Origin of the sequence: Streptomyces sp. NPDC020299 (assembly GCF_044387825.1) — a bacterium.
GTDB lineage: Bacteria > Actinomycetota > Actinomycetes > Streptomycetales > Streptomycetaceae > Streptomyces.
Genome location: NZ_JBIRWL010000005.1, coordinates 332,728 through 358,441, shown reverse-complemented (window position 1 = coordinate 358,441; position 25,714 = coordinate 332,728). Strand labels below are relative to the sequence as shown.

The following is a 25,714-nucleotide window of genomic DNA, read 5'->3' as shown; positions in this document are numbered from 1 at the left end:
GGGAGAGTCCTGGCTACTTGACAGCGGACTGGGCCGCCGCCAGCGCGTCCTTGGGGGACTTGGAGCCGCTGAGGGCGGACTGGACGGCCTTCCACATCTGCTCGGAGATCTTGGGATACTGGGTGCCCAGGTCGTCACTGGTGCGTCCCCTGGCCGCCCGGACCGCGTCGACCCACGGCTTCAGATCGGCGTTCGCCGCCACCTGCTTGTCCTGGACCTCGCTGGTGGGAGCCACGTAGGACAGGGTGGTGTCGGTGTCGTTCAGGTTCTGGGTGCTGGTCAGGCAGGAGACCAGCTTCTGGGAGGTGGCGTAGCGGCCGGTGTCCTTCTGGACCGGGATGGTGACGAACTCGCCGCCGGTCGGCGCCGCCGCGTTGCCTCCGGTGGCGGCCGGGATGGGCAGCACCCCGTAGTCGAAGCCGGCCTTCTTGGCGCCTGCGAGCTGCCAGGTGCCGTTCTCGCTGAACGCGTAGTCGCCGCTGGCGAACTCCTGCCAGCTCGTGGTCTGGGTGTTGTTGAGCACCGAGTTGGGGGCGTAACCGGCCTTCAGCCAGTTCTTCCACAGCGAGAGGGCGGAGACGGCCTGGGAGGAGTCGAGTTCGGTCAGTTTGGCGCCCGAGCCCCAGAACCACGGCAGGAACTGGAAGCTGCCTTCCTCCGTACCGATCGCCGAGAAGGTGATGCCCTTCTTGCCCGCCTTCTTGACCTTCTCCAGCGCCGCCGTCAGAGACTTCCAGTCCTTGACCGAGGCGATGTCCACCCCGGCCGCCTTCAGCACCTTCTTGTTGTAGTAGAGGGCGAGGGTGTTGGCGCCGATCGGCGTGCCGTACGTCTTGCCGCCCGACTGGCCCGCGGCGAGCAGGTTGGGGTCCGCCTTCGAGGTGTCCAGACTGCTTTCCTCGGTCGTGGTGAGCACGCCCGCCTCGGCCAGGGTCGACACCACCGGGTTGTCGACGATGAGCACGTCCGGTGAGTTGCCCTGCTGGGCGGCCAGCAGCGTCTTGTTGGCGAGGTCGCTGGTGTCGAACGCGGTCCGCTTGATCTTCACGCCCGCCTTGGTGCCGCACTGGTCCAGCAGCTTCGTCCAGGCCGAGTTCTCGGCGAACTGCGGGTAGGGGTCCCAGATGGTGAACGTGCCGCTGCCCGCGGACTTCGACCCGGTGCTGCCCGACCCCGAGGAACAGGCGGTGCCGACGACGGCGACGACAGTCGACACGGCCACTGCGGCAAGAAGTCGTCTGGAGGAGCTGTGCATGGCTGGTCCTTCGTTTTTGGCACGGGTGTGCCCTGGGAGGGGTGACGGGGGGGGGAAGCCGGGCACGCCGAAGGACGACGGTGAGGGGTTCGGGTGCTCGGTACGTTGCGTTCGGGTGCTCGGTGCGTCGAACCGCGCCGGAGCTTGGCCTCAGGGGGTGCCGACGACGGGCCCGGTGCTGGCCCGCAAGGAGATCGGTGGCGCGAGCAGGTGGTGCCGGGCCGGCGCGTCGGGGTTGTCGAGCCGCTCGATGAGCAGGTCGACGGCGCGCCTGCCCATGTCCTCCGCCGGTACGTCCGCCGCGGTGAGCTGCGGGGTGACCGTCTCCGCCCAACGGCCGGCCACGACCCCGGTGACGGAGAAGTCGCGCGGCACATGACGGCCCGCCTGGGAGAGCCCCCGGTAGAGGCCGCCCAGGGCGGCCTCGTTCAGCGTGACCAGGCCCGTGGTGGCCGGGTCGTCCCGCAGGATCCGCTCCAGGCATGCCTGGCCCGACGCGGCATCGTCCCCGCAGGTGTACGTCCGCACCGTCAGTCCGCGCTCGGCCGCCGCCTTGGTGAAGCCTTCCAGCCCCCTGTGCGCGGATTCGTAGCCGGCCCGCAGGAGCTGCTCGGGCCGGTTGACGAAGGCGACCCGGCGGTGGCCGAGGTCGGCGAGGTGGTGGACGCACGCCTCCACCAGCGCGGTGTGGTCGAGGCCCACCCACCAGCCGCCCTCCGGATCGGCGGTACGGCCGATGGCGACGGAGGGGAAGCCCAGGGCGGCCAGGTGATCGACCCGGTCGTCCTCCAGTCTGATCTCCATGAGGATGGCGCCGTCGACGCGCCGCTCCCCCAGCAGCCGCTGGAACGAGCGATCACTGTCGACACCGCTCGGAGACAGCAGCACGTCGTAGTCGTGGGCCGCGGCGGCCTCCACGACGCTGCCGATGAAATCCAGCTGCATCCCGGTGTAGTGGTTGCCGGCCGGAGGGAAGACCAGACCGATGGTGCTGGTCCGGCCGTTGGCCAGGGCACGCGCACTGGCATTGGGCCGGTAGCCCAGCTCGTCGATGACCTCCTGGATCTTCCTGCGCGTATCGTCCGACACGGGGCGTTTGCCGCTCAGCGCGTAGGACACGGTGCTCCGCGAGACACCGGCCCGGCGGGCGATCTCACCGATGTTCACGGGGAACTCCTTGCTCGAACCGGTTCGCTGCCCCGGTGAGGCAGAACGTCCGATCGCGTGGGTGGTGGGGTGAGGGAAGAGCGGCCACCGGCGGTCGAACCGGTTCGCGTGAAGTGAAGGTAGGAAGAAGCCAGGCGACTGTCAACACCTGGGACGGCACCTCTCGTAACGTCCCTGGAATCGGGACGAGCCGCGCACCTCTCCTGTGTCGGGGGTATTGCTGAGGGATTTCCCCGGTGCTAGCTTCCTGCGAACCGGTTCGATGAAGCGATCCTTCCGGCGGCCGGAGACCCGTTCCGCACAGCCTTCGACGTGCGGGGCACCATCACTGCCACCTCGGTAGGCCCCATCTCTCTGCGCGCGCATTCGATCGAACCGGTTCAACATCGCGTCAGCTCGGACTCTCCTCAGTGGAACGGCATGTGGACGAGCAGCGGGCCGAGGCGGGCCGACCGGAACCCGTTACTCAAAGGATTGAGGACGCACTCCATGCCATCCGATGACAGATCAGCCCGGCGCAGGGCCCCGGCCGTCCTGGCGCTGGCCCTCGGCGCGGGCGTGCTGGTCGCGCCGGCCGTTCCCGCACAAGCGGCCGGCACACCTCAGCCGACGGCCCGCTACACCTTCGACCAGGACGACCTCGCCTCCGGAAAGATCGTGGACAGTTCCGGCAACGGCCTGACGGCGAGCCTGGTGAACGGCTCCACCGCCCAGTCCGTCGAGGGCACCGACGGAGGCAGGGCACTCGCCCTGCCCGGCGGGGCGCCCACCTCCGACGGCGCGTACGTCCGGTTGCCCCGCGAAGTGGTCGGCGACGCGACCGACCTGACGGTGTCCGCCCGAGTGAAGTGGGGCGGCGACAAGTCGTCCTGGCAACGGATCTTCGATCTCGGCACCGACACCACCAAGTACCTCTTCACCACCCCGTCCAACAACGGCGGGGTGCTCCGCACTGCCATGACCGCCGGCGGAGGGGGCGCGGAGGCCCAGGTCTCCGGTTACGCGGCGCTGCCCGCCGGCCAATGGCGGACGGTCACCGTCACACTCGACACCGCCGCCGGCCGGCTCACCACCTACCTCGACGGTGTGGCGGTCTCCTCCGCCGCGACGACCGTCAAGGCAAAGGAGCTGCTGGACGGTTCGGCGACGGCCGCCGGCTACATCGGGAAGTCCTTCTACCCGGATCCGCTGCTCAAGGGCGCGATCGACGACTTCACCGTGTGGCACGCGGCGCTCAGCGCCGAGCAGATCGCCGGTGTGGTCGGGAACGTCCCCACGCTCCAGCAGCTCTCGCAGACCTCCTTCGAGGCCCGCACCACCACGGGGACGGCCCCCTCCCTGCCCGGATCGGTCCGCTCGTCCTTCACCGACGGCTACGACCGCGACACGCCCGTCACCTGGGACGCCGTACCGTCCGAGGAATACGCCCAGCCCGGCACGTTCACCGTGGCGGGAACGGCGGCCGGGCGAGCGGTGAAGGCAACCGTCACCGTGGTCCGCGAGGGACAGCTCACCGTCGATCTCGGCTCGGACACCGGCGCGTTCCACGGTGGCGCCTCCGGCACCCTCTACGGCGTGTACGGACCGGACGTCCCCACCAACAACCTCATCGAGGGCATGGGCCTGCGCACGGTCTCCACCAAGGCGCAGGACGGCCCGCAGCACCCCGGTGCCGACGCGCTGGACGTGGTCAAGCCGCTGGCCGACTCCACCGACGGCGACGTGTACATCTACATGACCGACATCCACCGCGGCTTCCCGTACGAGTGGCCCGGAGACACCCCCGCGCAGAAGCTCAAGCTCTACGAGGAGAAGATCGCCAAACAGGTCGACCAGGTCCTGCGGTTGCCGAAGCAGTACCAGGACAACATCGTCTTCGTGCCGTTCAACGAGCCCGAGGGCAACATGTTCGGCACCGGCGAGTGGAGCTACGACAAGGTCAGCTGGCTCAACGACCCGGACGACTACTTCGCCGCCTGGGACAGTGCCTACAAGCTCATCAAGGGCAAGATGCCCAGCGCCCGCATCGCCGGCCCCAACACCAGCGTCCTCTACGACCAGGTGAAGGGCTTCCTCACGCACACCCTGGCCGCCGGCACCCTCCCGGATGTCATCACGTGGCACGAGCTGAGCCACCCCGAGGCGGTGCGCGAGAGCGTCGCCAAGTACCGGGCGTGGGAGAAGGAGCTGTTCAAGGGCACCGCCAAGGAGGGCACCCAACTCCCCATCAACATCAACGAGTACGCCTTCAACTACCACACCTCGGTTCCCGGCCAGATGATCCAGTGGGTGTCCGCGATCGAGGAGTCCAAGGTGGACGCCGACATCGCGTACTGGAACATCGACGGCAACCTCTCCGACTCCGCGGTGCAGTCCAACCGCGGCAACGGCCAGTGGTGGCTGTTGAATTCGTACGCCTCGATGAGCGGCCACACGGTGAAGGTGACCCCGCCGTTCCCCGGCGAAAACTATCGCATGCAGGGCGTGGCCACGCTCGACGAGAAGAAGAAGCAGGCCCGGCTGGTCTTCGGCGGGTCCGCCGGGAAGGGGCACATCACTTTCGCGGGCGTCCCCGAGAAGGTCTTCGGGGCACGCGTCCACGCCTGGGTACGCGAGATCGACTGGAGTGGACAGGTCGGCGACAACTCCGGCCCGAAGCTGCTCACGGAGACGAACCTGAAGGTCGGTGACGACGGCACGGCCGTCGTCGACTTCGGCGACGGCGCGCTGCCGAAGCTCAAGGAGTCCTCTGCGTACGAGATCGTCCTCAGCCCGGCCGGGAAGGCGAAGGGCACGCAGTCGGCGCCCGTGCGCTGGCAAGGATCGTACGAGGCGGAGGACGCCGCCCACACCGGGTCCGGCTACTCCAAGAACGGCCCGGAGGGTACGACCAGCGACGTGTCGAAGTTCTACACCTCCGGCGGCTACGACGTGGGCGGCCTGCGCACCGGCTCGGACGTCACGCTCGACTTCACCGTGGACGTGCCCGAGGACGGCACCTACGACCTGAGCGCCTTCGCCAACTCCCTCAACACCTACGACAAGGTGAAGGAACAGGGCCCCACCAACGTCTTCCTGCGCGTGGACGGCAAGGCGGACAGCGAGCAGGAGCTGTACCTGCCGCTCGGCTACAAGTGGGTGGTGTGGGACCACACCGACACCAAGGTCCACCTCACCAGGGGCAGGCACACCCTGACGCTCGCCGCGAAGAGCGCCGACGGCAAGCGCGCCACCAAGGGCGACGCCATCGTCGACCGGCTCACCCTGTCCCTGCCGGACGCCTCGGCCGGTGCCCAGGTGTACGAGGGTGAACTCGCCTGGCTGGGCGGAGGGGCACGACCCGTCTACGACCTGCCGAAGCACACCAGGTCCGCCGCGACCGGCTCGGGCGCGGCCCGGATCCCGAAGAAGGGCACCGCCACGTTCTGGGTCTACTCACCCGCCGACCGCGAGGCCACTCTCAAAATCGACACCCTCGGCGGCTCGGACGCCCGGCTCTCCGTCAACGGCCAGAACGTCCTGCGCCTGGACAAGGACAGGAACAGGGTGGCGGTCTCCCTGTCCGGCGGCGTCAACAAGGTCACGGTGACCGGAGGTTCGGCCACCACCCTGGTCGACCGCCTGACGGTCACGCCCACCGAGGGCACCCTCAAGGCTCGTACGTACGAGGCACAGGACGCCAAGCTCGCCGGCTCGGCCACGCTGACCCCGCTCTCGCTGGCCACGGACGGCACGGCGATCACCGGGATCGGCGGCGACCCGGGCAACGGCAACACGGCCACGTTCACCGTCGCCGCGGACAAGGCCGGCCTGTACGCGCTGCGCATCCGCTACTCCAACCCCGAGCAGTCCCCGGCCACCCACTACAACCCTGACCCGCTCGCCCGCCACGCCGACCTCACCGTCAACGACGGCAGGCCACGGCGCGTCAGCTTCCCGCACACCTTCCATCAGAACAACTTCTGGGAGCTGACCGTCCCCGTCCAGCTCGAGAAGGGGCAGAACACGGTCACCTTCCGCTCCGAGGAACTGCCGAACTTCGACGGCACCACCTACGCCTCGGACACCTTCCCCGGGGTCCTGCTCCGCTCCCGCTACGCGCCGCTGATCGACCGGATCACCGTCGCACCGTACGCGAGGGAAGTCCGATGAGGTGATCACCACCCACGGCACCAGCGGGCGCCCGGGGCCGTCGCAGCCGACGAATCCGGGCGCTCTGCTCTTCGAAGGCGGTCGCCGCCCACCTCCGATGGAGCAGCTCCGCCGGCCCCTGCGGAACCGTGCATGCCGTGTTTGATGTCGTGCTGTGTCGTGGACACAGCCAAACCGAGATCCAGCTCCTGTCTCCCCTGGGCAGGCTCCGCATTGTTCGGAGCTGCAATGGGCCGCGTCGCCTGGTCGCTGAGTCTGAGCGGTCGGCATGTTGTCACCCCCCTGATTCTGGGGGATTCACTCGCCTTCCCGGCCGGGGCATCGTCCTGGGTGTGCTCCGAACTCCGGTGCACGCTCCGCACGGCAGCGCATTGCCGGCGATGATCAGGGGGAAAAGATGACGAGAAGTATCCTGCGGCGCCGTGGCGCCATCGTGGCGGTACTGAGCGCCGGTGCGCTGGCTCTGGCGACCGGCAGCGCGTCCGCCGCGGCCGCGTTGGTCCCCATCACCTCGACCTCCGGGGTGGGCGTCTACAACAAGCCGCATACGCGCGACGGCAAGGTGGGAGTCCCGGACATGGGCTTCGGGGACGCGATCATCGCCGACTGCTGGGATCGCGGTGACAACATCAGAAACCAGGGGAACGTCTGGTACCACACGCTGTCGGAGCGCTACACCGCCAGCACCGGACAGGAGTTGTTCGTCACGGGGTGGACCTACGGGGCGTATGTGGACGGCAACGCGGCATTCCACAGTGGGGCCATTCCGGAGTGCTGACGGGATGAGCTGAACCGCCCGGTCCGAAACGGCCTCAGGACCGGGCGACTCATCGGCAAGGACGGGAATCGTATCCTCCAATTCCAGTTCCTCCGGCAGAGGTTGGATACGCGCCACTGAGCGCTCCCTGTCGGCCAACGTGCCCGAACCGTAGGCTGTGGATGGTACGCCGATCCACACTCCTTCCATGAATCACGACCTGGAACTGATCTCCCGCACCCTGTCCTCAGCGACAGCGGAGGCCGCCACCGTTCCCGAACTGGGCATGGTGATTTCACGGCAGATCACTCGGCTCGTGCCGCACGACGGATACATGCTGAGAGGAACTGACCCGCTCACGGGCGCCGCGTGCTTCCTGGCCAAAGAACATGGATACGGAGCCGCCTTCTACCGTGAACTGGAAACCGAGGAAATCCTCGGCCAGGAGAAGCACACCGTAGCCGGCCTGGTCAAAAGCGCCCGTCCTGTCGCAGTCCTCGAATCCGACGCACCGGGCAGACGGCACAGCGTCCAACACGAAGCGATCATGAACGCGGCCGAAGTCGGCAGCGAAATGCGGGTCGCGCTGACCCTGAAGGGGATGACGTGGGGGGTATTGGTGCTGCTGAGGGGCAGAGGCAGCAGACCCTTCTCGGCGACCGACGCCGTGAACGCCGGGCGGCTCTCCAGACCCTTGGCCGGCACGCTGAGACAGTACGTCGCCGGCCGGTTCCTGCGTCCCGTCCGTAGCGCACCCGCGCCAGGCGTTGTGCTGATCGACAGCAGCGACACGATAAGAGCCGTGACCAGAACCGGCCGTGAATGGGTGCGCAGGCTCGTGCCGGAGAATGTGACGGCCGACGAGGATGAGATATTCGCGCACGTCTGGAACATCGCCCTCGCGGCACGACAGCCGGGCCGTCAAGCACTGAGCCGTATCCCCGGACCCGACGGGTGGATCGTATTGCAGGCCCAACCGCTCGACGAACCAGGCGTCGGCGGTGTGGCGGTCACCATCCAATCCGCGTCATCCGACGTGCTGTTACCCGCCGCAGCCGTTCTGTACGGGATCACCGCGAGAGAGCAGGCGGTTATCAGGCGGGCTCTCGACGGACTGGCCGTCAAACAGATCGCCCGCAGTCTGAATCTCTCCTTGCACACCGTCAATGATCATTTCAAAGCCATCTACCGAAAGACCGGAGTCAACAGCCGCGAAGAACTCATCGCCAGCCTTTCGAGATGACCTGCCCGGAGGACAACCGGAGGGGAATACGTACTACTTGGCGTCGATCGCGTCCGCCACGGTGGTCTCAGAAGCCGCTCCCGGTGTGCGGAGAGTCCGGCGGACGGCGTTGCGGAGCCAGTGGTGGGCGCCGTCGGCTGTGTGACGGGGGTGCCAGGCCATGCCGATGGTCAGCGGTGGCAGTGCCAGGGGGATGTCGAGGAGGTGCAGTCCGAGGGTGCCGGCGTCGTGGGTGAGGGGCGAGGGAGCGGCACCGGGGGGTGCGGCGGGTACGAGGCAGACGATGTCGCTGCGGGCGGCGAGGGTCATCGCGGCCAGGTGGCTGGGAAGGACGACGCTGACCCGCCGGTGGAGGTTCTGCTCGGCCAGGGCGGTGTCGAGGGGGCCGGTGAACCGGCCGCGGCGGCTGACCACGACGTGTTGGGCGGCGGCGAGCCGGGCCGGGGTCAGCGGCCCTTCGGTGAGCGGATGGCCGGGCCGGACGGCCGCCACCATGCGGAGGCTGACCAGTTCTTCGACCTGGGTTTCGGGGTCGACGTGGTCGATGGATCCGATCTCCAGGTCGATCCGGCCGTCGCGCAGGGCGGGTCCGGCCTCCAGTTCTTCGGTCCGGATCCGGAACGAGACCCCCGGCGCCTCCCGTTGGGCCAGTTGCAGCAGTCCGGGGGCCAGTGCCGCGCCGACCAGGTCGGCGGCCTGGAGGGTGAAGGTGCTGCGGAGGCCGGCGGGGTCGACGCTCGCGCCAGGACTGAGCAGCGCTCCGAGGCTGCGTACCACTGTGGCGGCTTCCTCGCGCAGGGCCTGGGCGCGTGGGGTGGGAACCATGGTCTGTCCGGCCCTGACCAGGAGGGGGTCCTGGAGGATGCGGCGCAGACGGGCGAGGGTGCGGCTCATGGCGGCGGGCGAGGTGTGCAGACGTGCGGCGGCGCGGGTCACGCTGTGCTCTGCCAGCAGGGCATCCAGCGCGATGGCGAGATTGGCGTCGATGACCGGATCCGGGCTGCTCACCAGCATTATTCCATTTCAGTCAATGATTCCGTGCCGAAGTTCCCATTGTGGCAGCACGGAGGTGCTCAGCAGGATGAGGGTCGTTCCGAACCAGCACGACCTACGAGGTTTTCATGATCGTCATTACTGCTCCCACCGGGAACATCGGCCGTCACCTGCTCTCCCGGCTCCTGGAGTCCGCCCCCGCAGCGGGCGAGGAACTGCGCGTGATCGTGCGCGATCCCGCCCGGCTTCCGGACGCGGCGCGCGGACGCGTCGACGTGGTCACCGGCTCGCACGCGGAAGCAGAAGTCCTCGACCGGGCCTTCGAGGGTGCGGACGCCGTCTTCTGGCTCGTCCCCCCGGACGCCTCCCGGGCCCCGCAGGACGCCTACAGCGGTTTCACCCGCCCCGCCGTCAAGGCGCTCGCCGCCCACGGTGTCGGCCATGTCGTCGGCGTCTCCGCGCTCGGCCGCGGCACTCCGCTCGCCCACCGGGCCGGCCTCGTCACCGCCTCCCTCGCCATGGACGACCTCATCGCCGACACCGGCGTCGCCTACCGGGCCCTGGCCAACCCGTCCTTCTTCGAGAACCTCCTGGAGGAGTCCGACTCGATCCGCGAGAAGGGCGTCTTCACCGACTCCGTCGACGCCGACCGCAAGGCCCCTTTCGTCGCCGTCGCCGACATCGCGGCCGCCGCGGCCGGCCTGCTGCTGGACCGCTCGTGGACCGGCACCGACAGCGTCCCGGTCCTCGGACCGCAGGACCTGTCCCCCAACGACCTGGCCCGCATCATGACCGAACAGCTCGGCCTCCCCGTCCGCTACGAACACCAGCCGCTCGACGAGCTGTACACCACCCTCGTCGGCTACGGCCTCAACGAGGCATTCGTCCAGGGCATCGTCGACATGAAGCGGGCCAAGGACGAGGGTCTCGACGCCGGCATCGCCCGCACTCCGGACACCACCTCCCCCACCAGCTTCGAGCAGTGGTGTGCCCAGACCCTCAAGCCCGCCGTCCTCTCCTGAAGCCCACCGCCCTTTGAAAGGCACCTGATGCCCACTGAAGAGACCGAACCGCCGGTCACGGCCTTCATACTGGTCAAGACCACACCCGAGTGGCTCGCCCTGACCGTCGAGGAACGCGTGGACGCGTTCACCACACAGGTCCTGCCGGCCATCGAGGCCAGGACCACCGGCGTCCGGTCACGTTTCTACGACACCGAGTTCTACTCCGCGCGCGTCACCGACGTCTGGGTGTGGGAAGCCGAAGACCACCACGCCTACCGGCTCCTCATCGACGCACTGCGCGAAACCCCGTTCTGGGACCGCTACTTCGAGGTCGTCGACCTCCTCGTCGGCACCGAGAACGGCTACGCCCGAACCTACGGCCTCGAACCCTTCGCCACCATCACCACCTGACACACCGCCCTGGCGACGCCGAAGGCGCCACGCCGGTGTCAAGCGGGTTGCGCGTGAGATGCCCGCAGCCCGGACAGCGGTAGCGGCGGATGCGGACGTGCGGGATCGTTGCCCGCCGGCCGAGGGGGACGTGCCACAGCCGGCGCAACCGCTGATCAAGCACGGTCGTGGAGCGTGACCTGGTAGCCGTCGGGGTCGGCGAAGGTGAAGGTCCGGCCGAAGGGACCGTCGATCGGTGCGGAGACGATGGTGTGACCGTCGGCGGCGAGCGCGTCGTGGATGGCCTGGACGTCGGTGGCGTGGAGCCAGATCGCGGCACCGATGCCGGGCTGGGCGACGGATGCGAGGTCGGTGCCGGGAATGACGTCGCGGACCGCGAACGCGATCGGCTTCGTCTCGAAGACGACGGCGTGCGGAGGTCCGGCCGGCGAGCGGACGAGGCCCAGGTACTGCTCGTAGAACGCCTGCGAAGCGTCGAGGTCGCGCACTTGGAGCGAGATGAAGTCGGGGCCGGTGGCGGGCATGATGAAACTCCCTCTTTTCATGTCAGCTTTCTGACATGCGTGAAGCTATGTCAGAATGCTGACATGAGTCAAGAAGGTGTCGGCGTCGACCTGGAGACGTCACTGGGCTACCTGCTCAAAGAAGCGTCGAGCGCCCTCCGCGCGGCCATGGAGGAAGTGCTGCGGCCGCTCGGGATGAGCGTGACGCACTACTCCTGCCTCGAGCTGCTGGCGCAACGGCCGGGCTTGTCGAACTCCGAGCTCGCGCGGGGCGCGTTCGTGACACGGCAGACGATGAACGTGCTGCTCCAGGCCCTGGAACGGGACGGCTACGTGACCAGGCCCGCGGAAGCACCCGTCGGGAAGGCGCTTCCCACGCGGCTCACGCCGCGCGGTCGGCGAAGCCTCGAGAAGGCGAGCGCAGCCGTCCGCTCCGTCGAGGCCAGAATGCTGGCCGGCCTGACCGAGACCGAGCAGTCGGACGCGTTCCGGATCATGCAGAGCATGATCCGTTCCCTGCGCGGTGACAACGAGGGTGCATAGCTCGTTCCACGGCGCACGTCTCATCGCGACGCTCGGACAGGAGTGCGGCCGAGCGGCTCAGACGACCACGACCCGGCGGCCGCGGGTGTGGCCGGCCTGGCTGTCGATGTGCGCCGCCGCGGCCTCGGTGAGCGGGTACGACTTCTCGACCGGGATGTGAAGCCTCCCCCGCGAGATGAGGCCGACGGCCTCGGTGAGCGCATCCGGCACGCTCCCGGCCACGCCGGAGAACCGGACACCGAGCCGCGGTGCGTCGAGATCGGCGATGGAGATCACCTTCTGCGGATCCCCGGTCAGCTCGACGAGTTCGCGGATCACGCCCGAGCCGGCCAGATCGAGGGCCGCGTCGACATGGCCGAGCTGCCGCACCCGCTCGACCCAGCCTTCGCCGTACGTCGTGGCCAGGGCACCCAGGCTCCGCAGGTAGTCCTGGTTCGCGGCGCCAGCCGTGCCGATCACCGTGATGCCGCGGTCGCGGGCGATCTGCAGCACCGCCGATCCGACTCCCCCGGACGCACCGCTGACCAGCAGCGTCTGCCCGGGCCGCACACCGACCTCGCGGATGATGCGCAGCGCGGTCTCCACCACGGAGGGGTACCCGGCCGCCTCTTCGAAGGTCAGCCCCTCGGGCATACGGGCCCAGGCCGACAGCACGGCGAACTCGGCATAGGTGCTCGAGCCTTCGCCGAACACGTGGTCGCCGACCTCGACCCCTTCGACGCCCTCGCCGACCTCGTCCACCACCCCGGAGGCGTCCAGCCCGACTCCCGCGGGCAGCTCGATCGGATGGGCCTTGAGGATCTGGCCTTCACGGATCCTCCAGTCGACGGGGTTCACGCCCGCCGCCCGCACGGCGATGCGTACCTGGCCGGGGCCGGCGTGGGGCTCCTCGGCATCTATGAGGTGCAGGACGTCCGGACCACCGAACTCGGTGAAGCTGGCTTTCTTCATGCGGTGGACCGTAACACTAACGGTTAGTGTTTTGAAACTGCTTCACCTTCGTACCTGATAGTGTTATGGCATGACCGTGCCGTCCGGACGCCGTGAACGCAAGAAGGCCGCGACCCGCCAGAAGATCGCCGACACCGCCCTGCGGCTCTTCCTGGACCGGGGGTACGACGCGGTGGGTATCCGTGAAGTGGCCTCCGAGGCCGACGTGGCCGTCACCACGCTCTTCTCCCACTTCGCCTCCAAAGAGGCCCTGGTGTTCGAGCAGGACGAAGACTTCGAGCAACGCCTCACCCAGGCGGTCACCGGCCGGGCGCCGCACGAGCCGCTCATTCCTGCGCTGCACCGGGAGATCCAGGCCCTGGTAGGACACTGCACGGCGGACAGCGCCGCCCCGATCTGGCGCATGATCGACGAATCACCCGCCCTGCGGAAGTACGAGGAGTCGATGCGGCTGCGCCACGCGGAGACGCTGGCGACGGCCATCGCCGCCGATCCCGAACTGTCACAGACCGCAACGGCGAGCCGGACGATCGCGAGGTTCGTGATCGACGCCTATGCGCTGGCCCGTGAGGCGGCCGAGCCACAGGCCGCGGTGGACGAGATCTTCCGGATGATCGAGGCAGCCTGGGAGGTCGCCCACCCTTCTCGACGTGCGTGAGGAACCCGGACGCGCAAGCCGGACCTGCCCTTCGCCGTGACCCCGCCGAGGTCCTGCCGCCTCTATTCGGGTGTGACCTAAAACGGTCGTCCCGTCCCGGGGAGTCGCACTGCACGGCACTGATCACCACATGCTCACGCCGCGCGCGCCCTGGTCGTGCTCGCAGCCGGCGGCCTGCGCCCGCAGCGGCGGCAGCGACACGACGGGCCGTCACAGAAACGGATACACACCAGCGGCATTCAGGCCCTCACCCGAAATGGTCGGGGGCCGGGCACAGGCATGTTCAGGCATCGGTCTCGCCCGGCTGGTCGAGGAGGGCCAGCTCCTCCTCGGTCAGACGCAGGGCGCCGGCGGCGATGTTCTCGGCAAGGTGAGCCGGGTCGGTGGTGCCGGGGATGGCCAGCACGTGGGGTCCGCGGTGCAGGGTCCAGGCGAGCCGTATCTGGGCGGGCGTCGCACCGTGGGCGCGGGCGACCGTGTGGAGGCGAGCGTCCCGCTCCTGGGCCGCGTTCGCCTCGCGCCGCAGCCCGGAGATCGCGAAGAACGGGACGAAGGCGATGCCCTGCTCCCGGCAAAGGTCCACGAGTCCGCTCTCGTCGGCGCGGCGCCAGTCCAGGCCGTAGGAGTTCTGTACGCAGACCACGGGCGCGATCGCCCGGGCCTCGGCGACGTGCTGTGGCCGGACGTTGGAGAGCCCGAGGTGCCGGACCAGGCCCGCCGCGCGTAGCTCGGCGAGGGCGCCGAAGTGTTCGGCGACCGAATCCATGCCGTTGCTTCGCAGGTTCACCACGTCCAGGTGGTCCCGGCCGAGCTGGCGCAGGTTCTCCTCGACGTGGCCGCGCAGTTGGTCGGGGCGGGCCATGCCGAACCACTCGCCGGAGGGATCGCGCCCCGGACCGACCTTGGTCGCCACGACCACGTCGTCGCGCCAGGACGCGAGGGCCCGGTTGATGAGCTCGTTCGCGGAGCGCAGCGGCGAGAAGTAGAAGGCCGCCGTGTCGATGTGGTTGACGCCCTGCTCGAATGCGCTGTGCAGCAGCCGGACCGCGGCATCGCGGTCGATCGGAGTGCCGTCGGAGTTCCCCATCATGCCGTTGCCCGTCAGCCGCATCGCGCCGTAGCCGACGCGGTTCACCTCCAGGTCCCCGAGCTTCCATGTCCCTGCTGCCGCCGCTGCGTTCACCGCGCTCCTTCACCTGTCGGCTCGTCGGGCTCTGGAGTATGGACGGCCGGCAGGGTGCTGCGACAGGTCAACAGGGCGGGCGAAACGTCACACCCGTATCGGGAACGAACCGTCGGCGCTCAGCCGTTGGACCTGGCGAGAGACACGTCCCCCGCCCCCTGCCTTCCGCCCGTACCGTCAACGCAGTGGCCGCCGCGCTCGCAGCCGTGGGTGCCCTACAGGCGACGGCCACCACGCACGCACCGATGCCCGGCACGTCCTGCTGCTGTCCGTCGGCGGTCTGCAGGACCAACGATCTCAGCCGTCGTCGGCCTTGACGCCTCCTCGAAGTCCCCACTCGTCAAGGCCGGAGTAGATCAACGCGATGCGACCCCTGGGAAAGTCGAGTGACGTGGCCTCCCCCGTGTAGAGCGCCACCAGCGAGTCGGATCCTCTCCACCAGGTGTCCGCCAGGCCCCTCACCTCGCGCACCGGCTCGTAGCGGTCCAGCTCGATGCCATCGACGTCATCGCCGACGAGCTTGGTGACCTCCTTCGCCCACATCGACGCGTGGTAGGCCAGTGCGAGCGACTCCACCCAGCCCTCGACGGCCGCATGGAGGGGTGCCCACCTGTCTGCATGAATGCCAAACTCCCCGGACGGACTGATCATGAATGAGTAAGGGACCGCCGTCCGCTGCATCCCGGCTTCGAACCACCACCCTGCGGAGTCCGATTCGGGCGAGTCCGGATCGAGGTACTTGGGCCCTCCGTCGTACTGAGATGCGGGTGGCAGGAGCAGGCCGCCCCACCGCTTTTGGTAGGCCGCCATACGGTCGATCACTGCCGCGGGAACGTCCCGCTCGAGCCACCACTGCCTGTGGCTCTCGACGGGCCGAACGTCGACCTTGACGCCATGCGTGCCGACAAACGATCGAGCTCGTCCGGTCAGGCCGTCGGGTACGTCGTTGATGAGGTGAACGTTCACCAGGTGGACGCTACCCAATAGCCGTGGGTAGGCCGGGACCGGCATGTCGTTCGGTGTGCCCGGTCCCTGACAGCGTCCGGGAGTCGCCGGCCCGGGTCAGGCTCGGGCGGGTGCCCGCACGGCGAGGAGGGCGACGTCGTCGTCGTTGTCGACGGGTCGGACCCGGCGAAGCAGCTGGTCGGTGAAGGAGGCCAGGGGGCGGTGGGCGAGGGCAGCGGCGTGCTGGCGCAGTCGGTGCAGGCCCTCGTCGAGGGTATGCCCGGGTGCTTCGATCAGGCCGTCGGTGTACAGCACCAGGGTGGATCCGGGCGGCAGCAGGGCGGTGGCGTCGGTGCGGGGATGGTGGGCTCCCGTGCCGAGGAGAAGGCCGTGGCCGTCCGTGAGGTAGTCGGCCAGGCCGTCATGGGTGATCAGGAGGGGCGGCGGATGGCCGGCGTTGGTCCAGGACAGTTTCCGATGGCCGTCTTCCGCCTCTTCGACCCGCGCGAGGATCATGGTGGCCATGGTGACGTCGGTGATGTGCTGGATCGCCTCGTCGAGCCGGTCGACGATCCGGCTGGGGGGTTCCTGCAGTGCCCAGGCGTACGCGCGGAGCATGTTGCGAACCTGTGCCATGCCGGCGGCGGCTTCCAGATCGTGGCCGACCACGTCTCCGATGGCCAGAGCAGTGGCGTCGTCGGACAGGGGGAAGGCGTCGTACCAGTCGCCGCCGACCTGTGAGGCGTCGGGTGCGGGCAGGTAGCGGACCGTCATCTGCAGCCCGGGCACGCGCGGCATCTGGGGCAGCAGATGGTTCTGCATGGTCTCGGCGACCTTGCGCTGCCGCTGGTAGAGGCGCGCGTTGTCCAGGGCGAGCCCGGCGCGGCGGGCGATGTCCTCGATCAGGGGAAGGTCCACGGCGGTGAAGTCCCCCGGCTGTCCGGCGCGGCCCAGGGTAAGGGCCCCGAGGACTTCTCGTGTGCTGCGGATGGGGGCGATGGCCACGGAGCGGATGCCGGTGGCGGCGAACATACGACGCTGTTCGACCGCTATGCCGGAGTCCGGTTCCCGCCGGTAGGTCTCGGGTCCGGCCACCGTGGAGGCGACCCCGCGCAGCGCCCTGGACAGGGGCATCGGGGAATCCTCCGGGATCGGCGGCATCGGTCCCTGGAGTTCTTCGTGGTGTACCAGGGTGTCACCGCTTGCTTGAACGACGACGGTGCGCCACACCTCGTCGCGCTCCGTGATCAGATCGATGATGGCCCAGTCGGCCAGCCGGGGCACCACCAGGTTCACCAGTCGGCGCAGCGCCTCGTCGACGTCAAGGGTGGAGGTCAGCTGAGTGGTGGTCTCGGCCAGCAGTGCGAGCCGTTCGAGTTCCGGCAGCGGCTTGGCCGCCGGCACCGGTCGCGGGCCGGTTTCACGTGGGCGGTCATGGGCGTGGAAGAGGACGAGGGTGCCCGGTTCATGGTCACCGACCTCATACGGGGTGATCAGCCAGGAGATGGGCAGCAGGGAGCCGTCACCGCGCGCGAAGTAGTCCTCCTCGGCCTGGACGGTGCGCCCGTCGTGGAAAGCCTGCCGCATGCTGCATTGAGTCCGCGGCAGGGGCTGGCCGTGGGCGTCTCGGTGCAGCAGGTCGTGCGCGTCGCGGCTGAGGAGATCCTCAGCCGGCCGGGCGAGCAACTCTTCGGCGTGGGCGTTGACCGCGATGATGCGGCCCTGCTCGTCCACGACGTACGCACCGGTCCCGATGGCCTCCAGTGCCCCGGGGAGCGCGGCAGCGGGTGCTGCCGGGGACCGCTTCCCGAAGGTCTCCGTCTGCTCCGGCCCTGCCATTCCTCATCTCCTTGTCGATCGGCCGCTCCCCTGCCGGCCGACGGCACGTCCGCGCCGCGGCATCTCCTTCCCGAATGCCCCAGCGTCGGCGAATCCTGCCTCACCCTTGGACGCGCCGCGCCAGGGAAACCGGGGCGCCCGGGCTCGGTGGCAGACCATTGGCTGTTACAAGGCTAGGGGCCGGACGCGCCTTGTGCCGGTCAGAGCCCGAGTCGGCCGGCATGCGGCGGGATGCCGCATGTGCCGTTGGCTGCCTCGGAGTGGGTAGCGGTAGGAACTCTGCATGGTCACTGCGAGCCGGTTCGGTGGACCGGTGCATCAGCGCTCTCGCGGATGAATCCGCCAGGGCCTGCGCGAGGTGCACGTCGTTGGGCAGGCCCTCCACGTACTCGTTCAGCCGGCGGCGCCGTCTTGGGCGATGCGGGTGGTGATGCGCTTGCCGACCGGCTCGGGCTGCGCTTCGAAGCCCTGGCCGACGGCCATGACGATCTAGGGCCTGTCAGGGTGGGTGCCTGGTCAGGGCAGGCAGACTGAGATACTCCGGCCATGAATGCTGGAGGGGCGGGGAACGGTACGGGATCGGACATGGCAATGCCTGCACGGGCCTCGTCGGCGCCCGTCGCGGGGTGGGTACTGCGTTCTGCGAGGGCCGGGGACATCGAGGTGATCGCGGAGTTGCGGGCCACGGTCATGCGTGCGGACTTGGAACGCCTTGGGCGTTACGACGAGCACCGGGTACGGCAGCGGCTGCGGGACTCCTTCTCCCCGCAGCACACCTCGGTCATCATGATCGACCGGGAGCCGGCAGGATGCGTCACGGTCCGGCCCGCCGAAGGCAGGCAGTGGCTGGAGCACTTCTACCTTGCTCCGCACTGTCAGGGTCGCGGGCTCGGATCCGCTGTGTTGCGCACGGTATTGGAGCGAACGGACGCGCAGGGCATGACCGTCGGCCTGAACGTCTTGCAGGGCAGTGCTGCCCGTCGGCTCTACGAGCGCCACGGATTCGTCGTGGAAGCCCAGGACCCGATCGACGTCTTCATGATGCGGCCCCCGAGGGCGATGGCGAGCACTCCCGCGAAAGCCTGACCCGCAACGGTTCGAGCGGCTGTCCACAACCCCCACCGTGGGCATACTCGTCACCCGTATCGCGGCCCTGCTCCACTATGCGGATGCACCGTCGACTTCGTCCAGTGCCATCAGCAACTGTGGCCAGGTCGCCGCGAATCCGGGATGCAGACGTAGCGAGCCCGCCTCGGCGGGCGTGCACCATGTGTAGGCGACGCCCTCCCCGTCGCCGCGACCGGGAGAGACCGATTCCACGAGATCCGCGGCGACGGTGTGATAGGCCCATCCGCCGTGGTCGTCCACGAACGTCACCAGGTGACGTACCACCGGAGCGGAACCGAGCTCTTCGGCGAACTCCCGCCAGGCCCCCTCGAACGGACTCTCTCCGGCTTTCAGCGCACCGCCGGGGATGCTCCAGCTACGGCCGTGGTGAACCCGCCAGGACCTGCGCTGGAGCAGGAAGCGGGAACCCTGGCGCAGCAGCAGCCCCGCGGCACCGTGCGGACCCCAGTGCCGACATCCGCGCCGGTCCCTGACATAGCCGTGGCTGCTGTCCGGCATGCTGCCTCCCCCGTACTGCGCACCGCCAAAGAATTTCCGTTCCCTCTATATCCCGATTTACCCGCGCGGTGCGATGCCTTCTTGATAGAACCGGGTGATGGTCGGGCACGGGGAAGCGAGGTACCCATGACCTCAATCGGAGAAGTCAATTCAGCGACGGGCACCGTTTCATTCGAGGTTCGTGATCCCGGAGACGATGTCGTCGCGACGGGGATCGCAGACCGCGTCATCCATACCACCGACCAGGCGCTCGACGGGGTTCTCTCGGTGATCGGAAGACTTGCCCGTTCCTTCTCGGCCGCGGTGGAACAAACCCCCGCCGCCTCCGCCGAGCTGGAGTTCTCCCTGGAGATGTCAGCTTCCGGTGACCTCTACATCGCCAGCGGATCCGCTACCGGCGTACTCCGTGTGGCACTCACCTTCGAACGGCCGCAGGCTACCGGCTAGACCGACCGGAGAGGACCCGGCGATGGCTGGAACACCGTGGTCTCCCTTGGTCGAGCGCGCGGTCCACGCGGTCGTGAAGGTCGTCGACGGCGACACGGGAGCGGTACTCGGAACGGGCGCGGTCATCACTTCGCATGGCGACGTACTGACCTGTCATCACGTGGTCAACGCGGTACGCGACGTCCGACTGGCCCATGGCTCGGAACTGCTGTCCACCACTCCTGGGCCGTGGGATCCTGAACGCGACCTCGCGATCATGCGTTGCCCAGACCTTCCGCTCGAGCCTCTCCCCGTGGCAGCCCACCGCACCGGCTGGGAGGGAACCGAGTACTGGAGCGGCGGTTTCCATCACCAGTCGGCCCAGGTGAGTGGCGTGCTGCCCACCTTCGGCCGGGTGGGGAACCGGTTACAGGTCTCGTACCCTGGCCCCGCCCGCCCGGGAAGCCGTTCGTACCGTGCGAACGTCGTGACTCTCAGCGGGCATCCGTACGATCCGGGGCTCAGCGGTGCCCCCGTCGTCGACGTGACGAGCGGTGCCATGCTGGGAGTCGTCACCTGCCGCTTCAAGAAGGAAGCCGGGGTGGTCGGTTTCGCCGTCCTCCTCGAACCGTCCGGGACGGACTCGGGACTCGACGACATTCTGCGCCAGTCGGCGGAGTCGGTACCGCGCTTCGGCTCTCAGCTCAACGCTCCGGGCGCGCTGGACCTCTGCGCCCGTCAGCGAGCCCTCAAGGTCGCCACGTACACCAGAAGTTCCGTGTACCTGCCCGATCGGTTCGTCCCACGGCGTACCGCCCTCGCACGGCTGGGTGCCACACTTCGCACGCGCCGGCGTGTGATCGCCGTAATCGGCCCCTCGGGGTCTGGCAAGTCGACGCTGTTCGCGCACATCGCAGCCACGACCGAGCCCGATCAGGGTGTGGTCCTGGTCCGCGGCGTGGACATCGCTCCCGGTCAGCGCGACGTGGGTGAACTCGTGTCTGCGGAACTGTGCGAGGCGGCAGGCGAGTTGGCGCCCTCGAACCTGTCGGCCGAGGCAGCCGCCGCGGCCGCCTCCCTGACGGTGCTACTGGATGGCCTCAACGAGGCACATGACCTGCTCGGTTCCGGTCACACCGCATGGTGGCGACGGAGTCTCGACTGGGTCCACCGGACGGGCGTGACGCTGGTGTGCTCCACACGGCGCGATTCCTGGGACACGGTCAGCGATCTGCTGGGCAACGGCCCGATGCCTCCGAACGCTTCGACGACGGTCATCGACGTCGGTGACTTCGACCAGGAGGAGTTCGAGACGGCCTGCCGCGTCTACCAGCTTCCGCTGGACCGTCCCGCCACAGTGGCCGACGGCCTGGGGCCGTTGTCACGGCATCCGCTGATGCTGCGCCTCATGGCCTCTTCCGGGACCGGGCATGAGGCACGGCCGGCCCTGCCCTCTCTCCTCGACCGGTACGTAGGCGAGAGGTGCGCGGAAGCAGCCAGGGCGGTGGGCAGGTCGGTCGGCTTCGTCAGGAGCCAGTTGGAGACGGTGGTCGAAGCTGCCGCACGGGAACGGGAGGGAAACCTCACGTTCTCCTCCGCGGACTTCTACCGGGCCTTCGGCTCCCAGCCCGAGACGGCCGAACAGCTCGTGGCGGCCAACCTGTTCACCCCGACGTCCAACGGCTACGCCATGACCTTCGACCGGGTCGGCGAATACCTTCTCAGCAGGGCTGTCTCCCTGGCCGACACAGCGGAGCAACTTCTGGGTGCCTCCCAGCCACTGCTCAACGCCCAGCGGCTCCTCTTTCTCTCCGCGGAAGAAGCCGACGCCGGCCGAGCAGAGCAGGCGGAGTCCAGCGAACACACCGAACGCTGGCTGGACGCGGTGGAGTCAGCTGCCCTCTCCGGCGACGCCGGAAGCACCCGTCTCCTCTTCGCCGCCCTTGCCGAGGCACGGCGCCCAGGCGTCCTCCTGGAGCGCGTGTTGCGTGTGCTGCGGCACGGCTTCAACACCCGCACGACCATCGGGGAACTCTACGCCTTCGAGACGGAGATCTTCTTCGCGGGCCTGACCGACCCCGCAGTCACCCCGGAAGCCAGGCTGGAGGTGTTCCACGAATTTCTCCGGGGAGGAACGGATTACGGATGGCGGAGGAAGGATTGGGACGACCGCCGCGAAGGTCTTCCGCCGAAACACTGGATCGAGCCGCTCACTGCGACACTGCGGACCCAGCCCGAGTTGCTGATCCGACTGACGCGGTGGCTGGATGACGACCGAACTCTGCGGAGGCAGGACATCACGGGGCGACTCGAGCCCGGGGAGGCCACCGTCGCGGACGCCACGGGGGCGCTCCTCCTGGCTCATCTGGATCTGTCTCCCCAGCCCCTGGCCACAGAGCTGTTCGGGCGAGCCGATGACTCAGGGATCCCCCTGCTGCGGGTGTTCACCGAGCACCGGGCTGACCTCATGCTTCCGATCCTCCGGGCCTGGGCGGTTGAAGACACGACACACCAACGCGTGGTGTTGCAGTGCGTCCTCGCCGTGGCAGGCCGCCTCTCAGGAGAAGCGGGACTGGGGATGCTCCCTGTCCTCCGGTCACTGGAGCGGTCCCCGGACGACCAGGTGCGCGACATGGCGACCGTACTGCTGGCCGTGGCTGCCCCGGATTCCGCCCGGTGCGCCACCATGCTGCGGCGCCGGTCGGCGGAGCGTGGCCGGGATTTCGACCCCCGCGCGATCGCGTATTTCGACTCGCTGCCGGCATCCCTCGCGGTCGAGTGCCTCGACCGGGACTTTCCTCCTCGTTCCCTGTCCGCAGCCGTCTACGTATTGTTGAAGCACGTCCATGATCCCGCCTGGGCGCCACGCGTTCTGCGGTGTGTGGACCGATGCAGCAAGCAAGAAATCGCTGATCCGGCCGAGCGGCAATGGCGTCTCATCAGCCCCTTGCACGATGCGGTCGTTCGGACGTGGGACGCGGCGTCCGGCGACGACCGGCTTCCCCTGCCCCGGCTGGAATGGATCGACCTCTTGATGCGGGAAAGCAACACGTATTCCCGCAGCGAACCCATCGGGTACGTTCTCCGGACGGTTCCGGGCCATCCCGCGGCGCGCGAATTCCAGACGCGGCTACTGCGGCGTGTTGTGGCCGCAGATGACGCCGAACTGACGTTGGCTGTACTGAGCGGACTCATCGACTCGGGGCAGAGCGCATCACGGATGAGCGATGTGCTCGTACTGATCGACCTCCTGCCCCCTCGGGATCAGGAGCGTTGCACGCTGGCGCTGGCGTGGTACGACAGGCAGATCGCCCGGTTGCTGTGCCACGGGGCGGAGGAGGTGCGGACCTTGGCGAACCCGGAGGCCGGCCGTCTGCTACGCGGCGCCTACCCCCAGACGCACGACGTCGAGCTCGCCGTGGAGCTCGCCGTCCGAAGGTTCGTAGAGCAGTGCGTCGGCGCCCTCCCGGACCGCGCACCCGGCTCGGTGGATCACAGGTCTCGCCTCATCTCCTTGACGATGGACCAACTCCACCAGCACCGCACCGATTCCTTCCACAGGGTGCTCCAGCTACTCGATCTGGTCCCGTGACAAGCGGTTGCGCTTCCCGTCAGGCTTCACTCTTCAGGCAGCTCAGCGCCTGCATGGCGTCACGCTCCATGCGTGAAAGATCGCGGAGGATGCTGCCTGCCTGTACGAGGCACTGAGCATTGCCTGTTTCACCCGCCTTTGCGATCAGGGCTGCGACTTCCGTCCAGAGGGCGGCCGCCTCGGTGTACAGCCTGTGGCCGGTGTGCAGGTGGCCACTGTCGAGGTGTTGGGTGCATTCGGCGAGGAAGTCGCGGTAGAGGTTGCGGAACAGGGCGCCGCCGGTGCCGGCCTTCTCCATCAAGAGGGCGGCCTGTGGCAGGTCCCGTTGCGGATCGTCGGTCCGCTGGAGCCAGGTGCGCACCAGCTTGCCGGCTTTTTCGATGCCCCGATAGCCGAGGTTGGCGATGGGCGGGTCGAGGAAGGCCTCGGCGCAGGCGGTGATGGCGGGAATGATCTGGTCCTGTGGAATGGTCAGGTCGCCCGGCACGGCGAGGGTGAAGGACCGGTGCTTGGCGGTCATCGGGCCGCGCGCGGCTCTGGCCTGGGCGAGGCTGGTCAGGCTGGTGGATACCGCTCCGCCTTGCTGGTCGGTGTCCACCAGGTAGGCGTCGTGGTCGTCGTAGCCGTACATGGCGACGACGTGACCGCCGAAATGCGCCTTCGAGGTGAAGTAGTCCAGGTAGTGGCTGTCGAGCTGCAGTCCGACGGGGCGGCCGGCGCCGATGGAGCCCACCACGTTCTCCCAAGCCCGGCGGGGGGAAGTGGTCTCGTGGACCAGGAGTTCCAGTCCGAGTCCGGTGGCCAGATTCCTGGTGAGGTCGAAAGGCTTGACCCGTCCTCCGAGGAAGGGAAACCCCATGTTCTTGCTGTCCCAGTAGATGAAGGACAGACCTGAGCCGAGACCGAAGAGCATGGGCTCGGACAGATCGATTCCCTGGTGCCCCAGCAACACCCCCAGAACTGTCGTCTCGCAGTGCTGCATACCGCGGGCATCAATGTCTTTCACCGTAGTCATGTCATGCTTTCTGGACGGAGACGATCAGCATGGTCTCGGCGACGGGTCGGCCGGACAATACCTCGAGCGCGCCTTCCTCGGGCCATGTGCCTTGTCTCGGAGGAGTCGCGGCCGCCGCGTGTTCGCGGCAGGCGCGGGCTCCGGCACGCGGAATGCCTGGTCCTTCCGCATGCGCAGACTCCGCGGCGCGCGGCTCCACCAGTCACTCCCGTGCGAATCCGGTGTCGAGGAGCTCACCGAGGAAGGTCTGCATCGTCATGCGCCGGTAGGAGTTGGTGAGGCCGCTTTCCCCGAAGCGGGTTTCGACGCGGTCCTGGCTGGCTCTGCGGGCGGGGCCTTTGCCATGATCGGTCGGTGACGGATTATCAGCGGATACACCCTTCCAAGGTGGCCGACGACCGGATGTCGCTCACCTCGTTCCTCGACTACCAGCGCGCCACTTTGGCCATGAAGTGCCAGGGGCTGAACGCTGACCAGCTGAAGCAGCGAGCCGTGCCCACCTCGGGTCTCACCCTCCTCGGCCTCATCCGGCACGCGGCCGAGGTGGAGACCAGTTGGTTCCGTTCCGTACTGAACCAAGAACAGCTCAAACCCCGATGGCCTGCGGTCGACGGCGTCTGGGGCGATTTCCTGGTGGCCGACGCAGATGCGGACGAAGCATTCACACTCTGGCGAGAGGCATGTGAGGGCTCCCGCGCCGTCACGGACTCCTTCAAGTCCCTTGACGACACGGTGGACTTCCGGGGCGAGACCATCTCGCTGCGCTACGTCCTTACACACATGATCGAGGAGTACGCGCGTCACAACGGCCATGCCGACCTGCTGCGCGAAGCGATCGACGGAACGGTCGGTGAGTAGGGCACCGGGGACCGAATGCACCGCGGCCGTGGGAATGGCGGCAGGTCCGCGTGGTTGACCGTGAACTCGCCGTCCATGACCGGGGCGAACGGTGCCGGCGCCATGCAGGTGCCCACTCGTCCCTCGATGGTCTCGCCCTTTTCATTGGTGTCGGTGTTGACCACGCCCCAGGAGAATCCGAGCCGGTCGCGGCCGTGGCCACCGGGGCCCGTCTTGCTGCCGTCGTAGACGCTGAAGCCCAGCCGCTGCCCGATCTGATCGGCGACCTCCGGGTCGGCCTTGGTGACGATGGCGGTGGACGTCGCGGTCCTGTCTCCCGTCACCAGGCAGTCCGCGTCGGCCTCCGTACCAACGCCGAGATCGCCGCCGAGCTCTCCATCTCGCCGGGCACCGCCAAGACCCATCTCGCCAACATCCAGGCCGAGTCAGGGGTCGGCAACCGGGTCGGCATCGCCGCCTGGGCCTGGGAGAGGGTGCCCGTCCGGGCGGGGAGCCGACGCCCCCCGCACTGCCCGCTCCCCGCCCGGACGGGCACCCTGGCCCGGCTGCGTCCCAGCGATGGCCTGGCCCACATCGCTGTCCTGCGCTCGCCG

General features: G+C 68.4%; 22 protein-coding genes and 1 pseudogene. 12 read left to right on the top strand and 11 right to left on the bottom strand.

Annotation, left to right across the window (positions count from 1 at the left end):
- Positions 1-13 precede the first annotated feature (13 nt).
- Both ACH45E_RS15980 and ACH45E_RS15975 read right to left on the bottom strand, forming a co-directional pair.
- Positions 14-1,255, bottom strand: coding sequence for a sugar ABC transporter substrate-binding protein (locus ACH45E_RS15980; protein ID WP_361438527.1), 1,242 nt, complete (start codon positions 1,253-1,255; stop codon positions 14-16).
- A gap of 150 nt (positions 1,256-1,405) precedes the next feature.
- The gene (locus ACH45E_RS15975) at positions 1,406-2,422 is read right to left on the bottom strand and encodes a LacI family DNA-binding transcriptional regulator (protein ID WP_361438530.1); all 1,017 of its coding nucleotides are present in this window, start codon (positions 2,420-2,422) and stop codon (positions 1,406-1,408) included.
- A 489-nt stretch (positions 2,423-2,911) separates the two neighbouring features.
- On the opposite strand from ACH45E_RS15975, the gene ACH45E_RS15970 reads away from it, so the two are divergent.
- From ACH45E_RS15970 to ACH45E_RS15960, 3 genes are all read left to right on the top strand, one after another.
- Complete coding sequence (locus tag ACH45E_RS15970; protein WP_361438532.1) at positions 2,912-6,574, top strand: LamG-like jellyroll fold domain-containing protein; 3,663 nt, start codon at positions 2,912-2,914, stop codon at positions 6,572-6,574.
- A gap of 397 nt (positions 6,575-6,971) precedes the next feature.
- Positions 6,972-7,352: a hypothetical protein gene (locus tag ACH45E_RS15965; protein ID WP_361438534.1), complete on the top strand. Its 381-nt coding sequence runs from the start codon at positions 6,972-6,974 to the stop codon at positions 7,350-7,352.
- Between the two features lie 187 nt (positions 7,353-7,539).
- Positions 7,540-8,574 (top strand): helix-turn-helix transcriptional regulator, encoded by a 1,035-nt coding sequence (locus ACH45E_RS15960; protein ID WP_361438536.1) that lies wholly within the window; start codon positions 7,540-7,542, stop codon positions 8,572-8,574.
- Positions 8,575-8,607: 33 nt separating this feature from the next.
- Here ACH45E_RS15960 and ACH45E_RS15955 read toward each other — a convergent pair whose 3' ends face one another.
- A complete protein-coding gene (locus ACH45E_RS15955) occupies positions 8,608-9,588 on the bottom strand; it encodes a LysR family transcriptional regulator (protein WP_361438538.1) in 981 nt (326 codons plus the stop codon).
- 107 nt (positions 9,589-9,695) lie between these two features.
- Here ACH45E_RS15955 and ACH45E_RS15950 point away from each other — a divergent pair, with 107 nt between their 5' ends.
- Together ACH45E_RS15950 and ACH45E_RS15945 are read left to right on the top strand one after the other, a co-directional pair.
- Positions 9,696-10,589: an NAD(P)H-binding protein gene (locus ACH45E_RS15950; RefSeq protein ID WP_361438540.1), complete on the top strand. Its 894-nt coding sequence runs from the start codon at positions 9,696-9,698 to the stop codon at positions 10,587-10,589.
- Positions 10,590-10,616: 27 nt separating this feature from the next.
- Positions 10,617-10,982: a darcynin family protein gene (locus ACH45E_RS15945; RefSeq protein ID WP_361438542.1), complete on the top strand. Its 366-nt coding sequence runs from the start codon at positions 10,617-10,619 to the stop codon at positions 10,980-10,982.
- A 155-nt stretch (positions 10,983-11,137) separates the two neighbouring features.
- Here ACH45E_RS15945 and ACH45E_RS15940 read toward each other — a convergent pair whose 3' ends face one another.
- Positions 11,138-11,506, bottom strand: a complete 369-nt coding sequence (locus tag ACH45E_RS15940) for a VOC family protein (protein ID WP_361438544.1) — start codon at positions 11,504-11,506, stop codon at positions 11,138-11,140.
- Between the two features lie 63 nt (positions 11,507-11,569).
- Here ACH45E_RS15940 and ACH45E_RS15935 point away from each other — a divergent pair, with 63 nt between their 5' ends.
- Positions 11,570-12,028, top strand: a complete 459-nt coding sequence (locus tag ACH45E_RS15935) for a MarR family transcriptional regulator (RefSeq protein WP_361438546.1) — start codon at positions 11,570-11,572, stop codon at positions 12,026-12,028.
- A gap of 57 nt (positions 12,029-12,085) precedes the next feature.
- Here the strand turns inward: ACH45E_RS15935 and ACH45E_RS15930 are convergent, their stop codons facing one another.
- Positions 12,086-12,979, bottom strand: coding sequence for an NADP-dependent oxidoreductase (locus ACH45E_RS15930; RefSeq protein ID WP_361438548.1), 894 nt, complete (start codon positions 12,977-12,979; stop codon positions 12,086-12,088).
- Positions 12,980-13,049: 70 nt separating this feature from the next.
- Between ACH45E_RS15930 and ACH45E_RS15925 the strand changes: the two genes are divergently transcribed.
- Entirely contained in the window at positions 13,050-13,637 is a 588-nt protein-coding gene (locus ACH45E_RS15925; RefSeq protein WP_361438550.1) for a helix-turn-helix domain-containing protein, read from the top strand.
- Between the two features lie 283 nt (positions 13,638-13,920).
- Here ACH45E_RS15925 and ACH45E_RS15920 read toward each other — a convergent pair whose 3' ends face one another.
- The 3 genes from ACH45E_RS15920 to ACH45E_RS15910 all read right to left on the bottom strand — a co-directional run bounded on the left by ACH45E_RS15920 (position 13,921) and on the right by ACH45E_RS15910 (position 17,604).
- A complete protein-coding gene (locus ACH45E_RS15920) occupies positions 13,921-14,820 on the bottom strand; it encodes an oxidoreductase (RefSeq protein ID WP_361438552.1) in 900 nt (299 codons plus the stop codon).
- 297 nt (positions 14,821-15,117) lie between these two features.
- Positions 15,118-15,786, bottom strand: coding sequence for a hypothetical protein (locus tag ACH45E_RS15915; protein ID WP_361438554.1), 669 nt, complete (start codon positions 15,784-15,786; stop codon positions 15,118-15,120).
- 96 nt (positions 15,787-15,882) lie between these two features.
- The gene (locus ACH45E_RS15910) at positions 15,883-17,604 is read right to left on the bottom strand and encodes a SpoIIE family protein phosphatase (protein WP_361438556.1); all 1,722 of its coding nucleotides are present in this window, start codon (positions 17,602-17,604) and stop codon (positions 15,883-15,885) included.
- A gap of 585 nt (positions 17,605-18,189) precedes the next feature.
- On the opposite strand from ACH45E_RS15910, the gene ACH45E_RS15905 reads away from it, so the two are divergent.
- Complete coding sequence (locus ACH45E_RS15905) at positions 18,190-18,690, top strand: GNAT family N-acetyltransferase (protein WP_361438558.1); 501 nt, start codon at positions 18,190-18,192, stop codon at positions 18,688-18,690.
- 75 nt (positions 18,691-18,765) lie between these two features.
- Here the strand turns inward: ACH45E_RS15905 and ACH45E_RS15900 are convergent, their stop codons facing one another.
- On the bottom strand, positions 18,766-19,230 hold the full coding sequence (locus ACH45E_RS15900) for an NUDIX hydrolase (RefSeq protein WP_361438560.1): 465 nt from the start codon (positions 19,228-19,230) through the stop codon (positions 18,766-18,768).
- Between the two features lie 126 nt (positions 19,231-19,356).
- Here ACH45E_RS15900 and ACH45E_RS15895 point away from each other — a divergent pair, with 126 nt between their 5' ends.
- Both ACH45E_RS15895 and ACH45E_RS15890 read left to right on the top strand, forming a co-directional pair.
- Positions 19,357-19,677 carry a CU044_2847 family protein gene (locus tag ACH45E_RS15895; RefSeq protein WP_361438562.1) on the top strand — a complete coding sequence of 107 codons (321 nt, stop codon included), beginning with the start codon at positions 19,357-19,359 and terminating at the stop codon, positions 19,675-19,677.
- A gap of 73 nt (positions 19,678-19,750) precedes the next feature.
- Entirely contained in the window at positions 19,751-23,248 is a 3,498-nt protein-coding gene (locus ACH45E_RS15890; RefSeq protein ID WP_361438564.1) for a trypsin-like peptidase domain-containing protein, read from the top strand.
- A 19-nt stretch (positions 23,249-23,267) separates the two neighbouring features.
- Here the strand turns inward: ACH45E_RS15890 and ACH45E_RS15885 are convergent, their stop codons facing one another.
- Positions 23,268-24,263 carry a BtrH N-terminal domain-containing protein gene (locus ACH45E_RS15885; protein WP_361438567.1) on the bottom strand — a complete coding sequence of 332 codons (996 nt, stop codon included), beginning with the start codon at positions 24,261-24,263 and terminating at the stop codon, positions 23,268-23,270.
- A gap of 387 nt (positions 24,264-24,650) precedes the next feature.
- Between ACH45E_RS15885 and ACH45E_RS15880 the strand changes: the two genes are divergently transcribed.
- On the top strand, positions 24,651-25,121 hold the full coding sequence (locus ACH45E_RS15880) for a DinB family protein (protein WP_361438569.1): 471 nt from the start codon (positions 24,651-24,653) through the stop codon (positions 25,119-25,121).
- Here ACH45E_RS15880 and ACH45E_RS15875 read toward each other — a convergent pair.
- On the bottom strand, positions 25,064-25,525 hold the full coding sequence (locus ACH45E_RS15875) for a hypothetical protein (RefSeq protein WP_361439171.1): 462 nt from the start codon (positions 25,523-25,525) through the stop codon (positions 25,064-25,066). The two genes, ACH45E_RS15880 and ACH45E_RS15875, sit on opposite strands and share 58 nt — an antisense overlap.
- Between ACH45E_RS15875 and ACH45E_RS15870 the strand changes: the two are divergent.
- Positions 25,469-25,591: pseudogene (locus ACH45E_RS15870) on the top strand (response regulator transcription factor); the annotation flags it as partial. The gene ACH45E_RS15875 and the pseudogene ACH45E_RS15870 sit on opposite strands and share 57 nt — an antisense overlap.
- Between the last annotated feature and the right edge of the window lie 123 nt (positions 25,592-25,714).

What these genes read in the sequence shown, in the direction of transcription:
- ACH45E_RS15955 (WP_361438538.1), bottom strand. Translation starts at nt 9,588, where the DNA reads ATGCTGGTGAGCAGCCCGGATCCGGTCATCGACGCCAATCTCGCCATC.
- ACH45E_RS15895 (WP_361438562.1), top strand. Translation starts at nt 19,357, where the DNA reads ATGACCTCAATCGGAGAAGTCAATTCAGCGACGGGCACCGTTTCATTC.
- ACH45E_RS15960 (WP_361438536.1), top strand. Translation starts at nt 7,540, where the DNA reads ATGAATCACGACCTGGAACTGATCTCCCGCACCCTGTCCTCAGCGACA.
- ACH45E_RS15945 (WP_361438542.1), top strand. Translation starts at nt 10,617, where the DNA reads ATGCCCACTGAAGAGACCGAACCGCCGGTCACGGCCTTCATACTGGTC.
- ACH45E_RS15910 (WP_361438556.1), bottom strand. Translation starts at nt 17,604, where the DNA reads ATGGCAGGGCCGGAGCAGACGGAGACCTTCGGGAAGCGGTCCCCGGCA.
- ACH45E_RS15980 (WP_361438527.1), bottom strand. Translation starts at nt 1,255, where the DNA reads ATGCACAGCTCCTCCAGACGACTTCTTGCCGCAGTGGCCGTGTCGACT.
- ACH45E_RS15925 (WP_361438550.1), top strand. Translation starts at nt 13,050, where the DNA reads ATGACCGTGCCGTCCGGACGCCGTGAACGCAAGAAGGCCGCGACCCGC.
- ACH45E_RS15935 (WP_361438546.1), top strand. Translation starts at nt 11,570, where the DNA reads ATGAGTCAAGAAGGTGTCGGCGTCGACCTGGAGACGTCACTGGGCTAC.
- ACH45E_RS15875 (WP_361439171.1), bottom strand. Translation starts at nt 25,525, where the DNA reads ATGGGTCTTGGCGGTGCCCGGCGAGATGGAGAGCTCGGCGGCGATCTC.
- ACH45E_RS15900 (WP_361438560.1), bottom strand. Translation starts at nt 19,230, where the DNA reads ATGCCGGACAGCAGCCACGGCTATGTCAGGGACCGGCGCGGATGTCGG.
- ACH45E_RS15940 (WP_361438544.1), bottom strand. Translation starts at nt 11,506, where the DNA reads ATGCCCGCCACCGGCCCCGACTTCATCTCGCTCCAAGTGCGCGACCTC.
- ACH45E_RS15970 (WP_361438532.1), top strand. Translation starts at nt 2,912, where the DNA reads ATGCCATCCGATGACAGATCAGCCCGGCGCAGGGCCCCGGCCGTCCTG.
- ACH45E_RS15950 (WP_361438540.1), top strand. Translation starts at nt 9,696, where the DNA reads ATGATCGTCATTACTGCTCCCACCGGGAACATCGGCCGTCACCTGCTC.
- ACH45E_RS15930 (WP_361438548.1), bottom strand. Translation starts at nt 12,979, where the DNA reads ATGAAGAAAGCCAGCTTCACCGAGTTCGGTGGTCCGGACGTCCTGCAC.
- ACH45E_RS15965 (WP_361438534.1), top strand. Translation starts at nt 6,972, where the DNA reads ATGACGAGAAGTATCCTGCGGCGCCGTGGCGCCATCGTGGCGGTACTG.
- ACH45E_RS15905 (WP_361438558.1), top strand. Translation starts at nt 18,190, where the DNA reads ATGGCAATGCCTGCACGGGCCTCGTCGGCGCCCGTCGCGGGGTGGGTA.
- ACH45E_RS15885 (WP_361438567.1), bottom strand. Translation starts at nt 24,263, where the DNA reads ATGACTACGGTGAAAGACATTGATGCCCGCGGTATGCAGCACTGCGAG.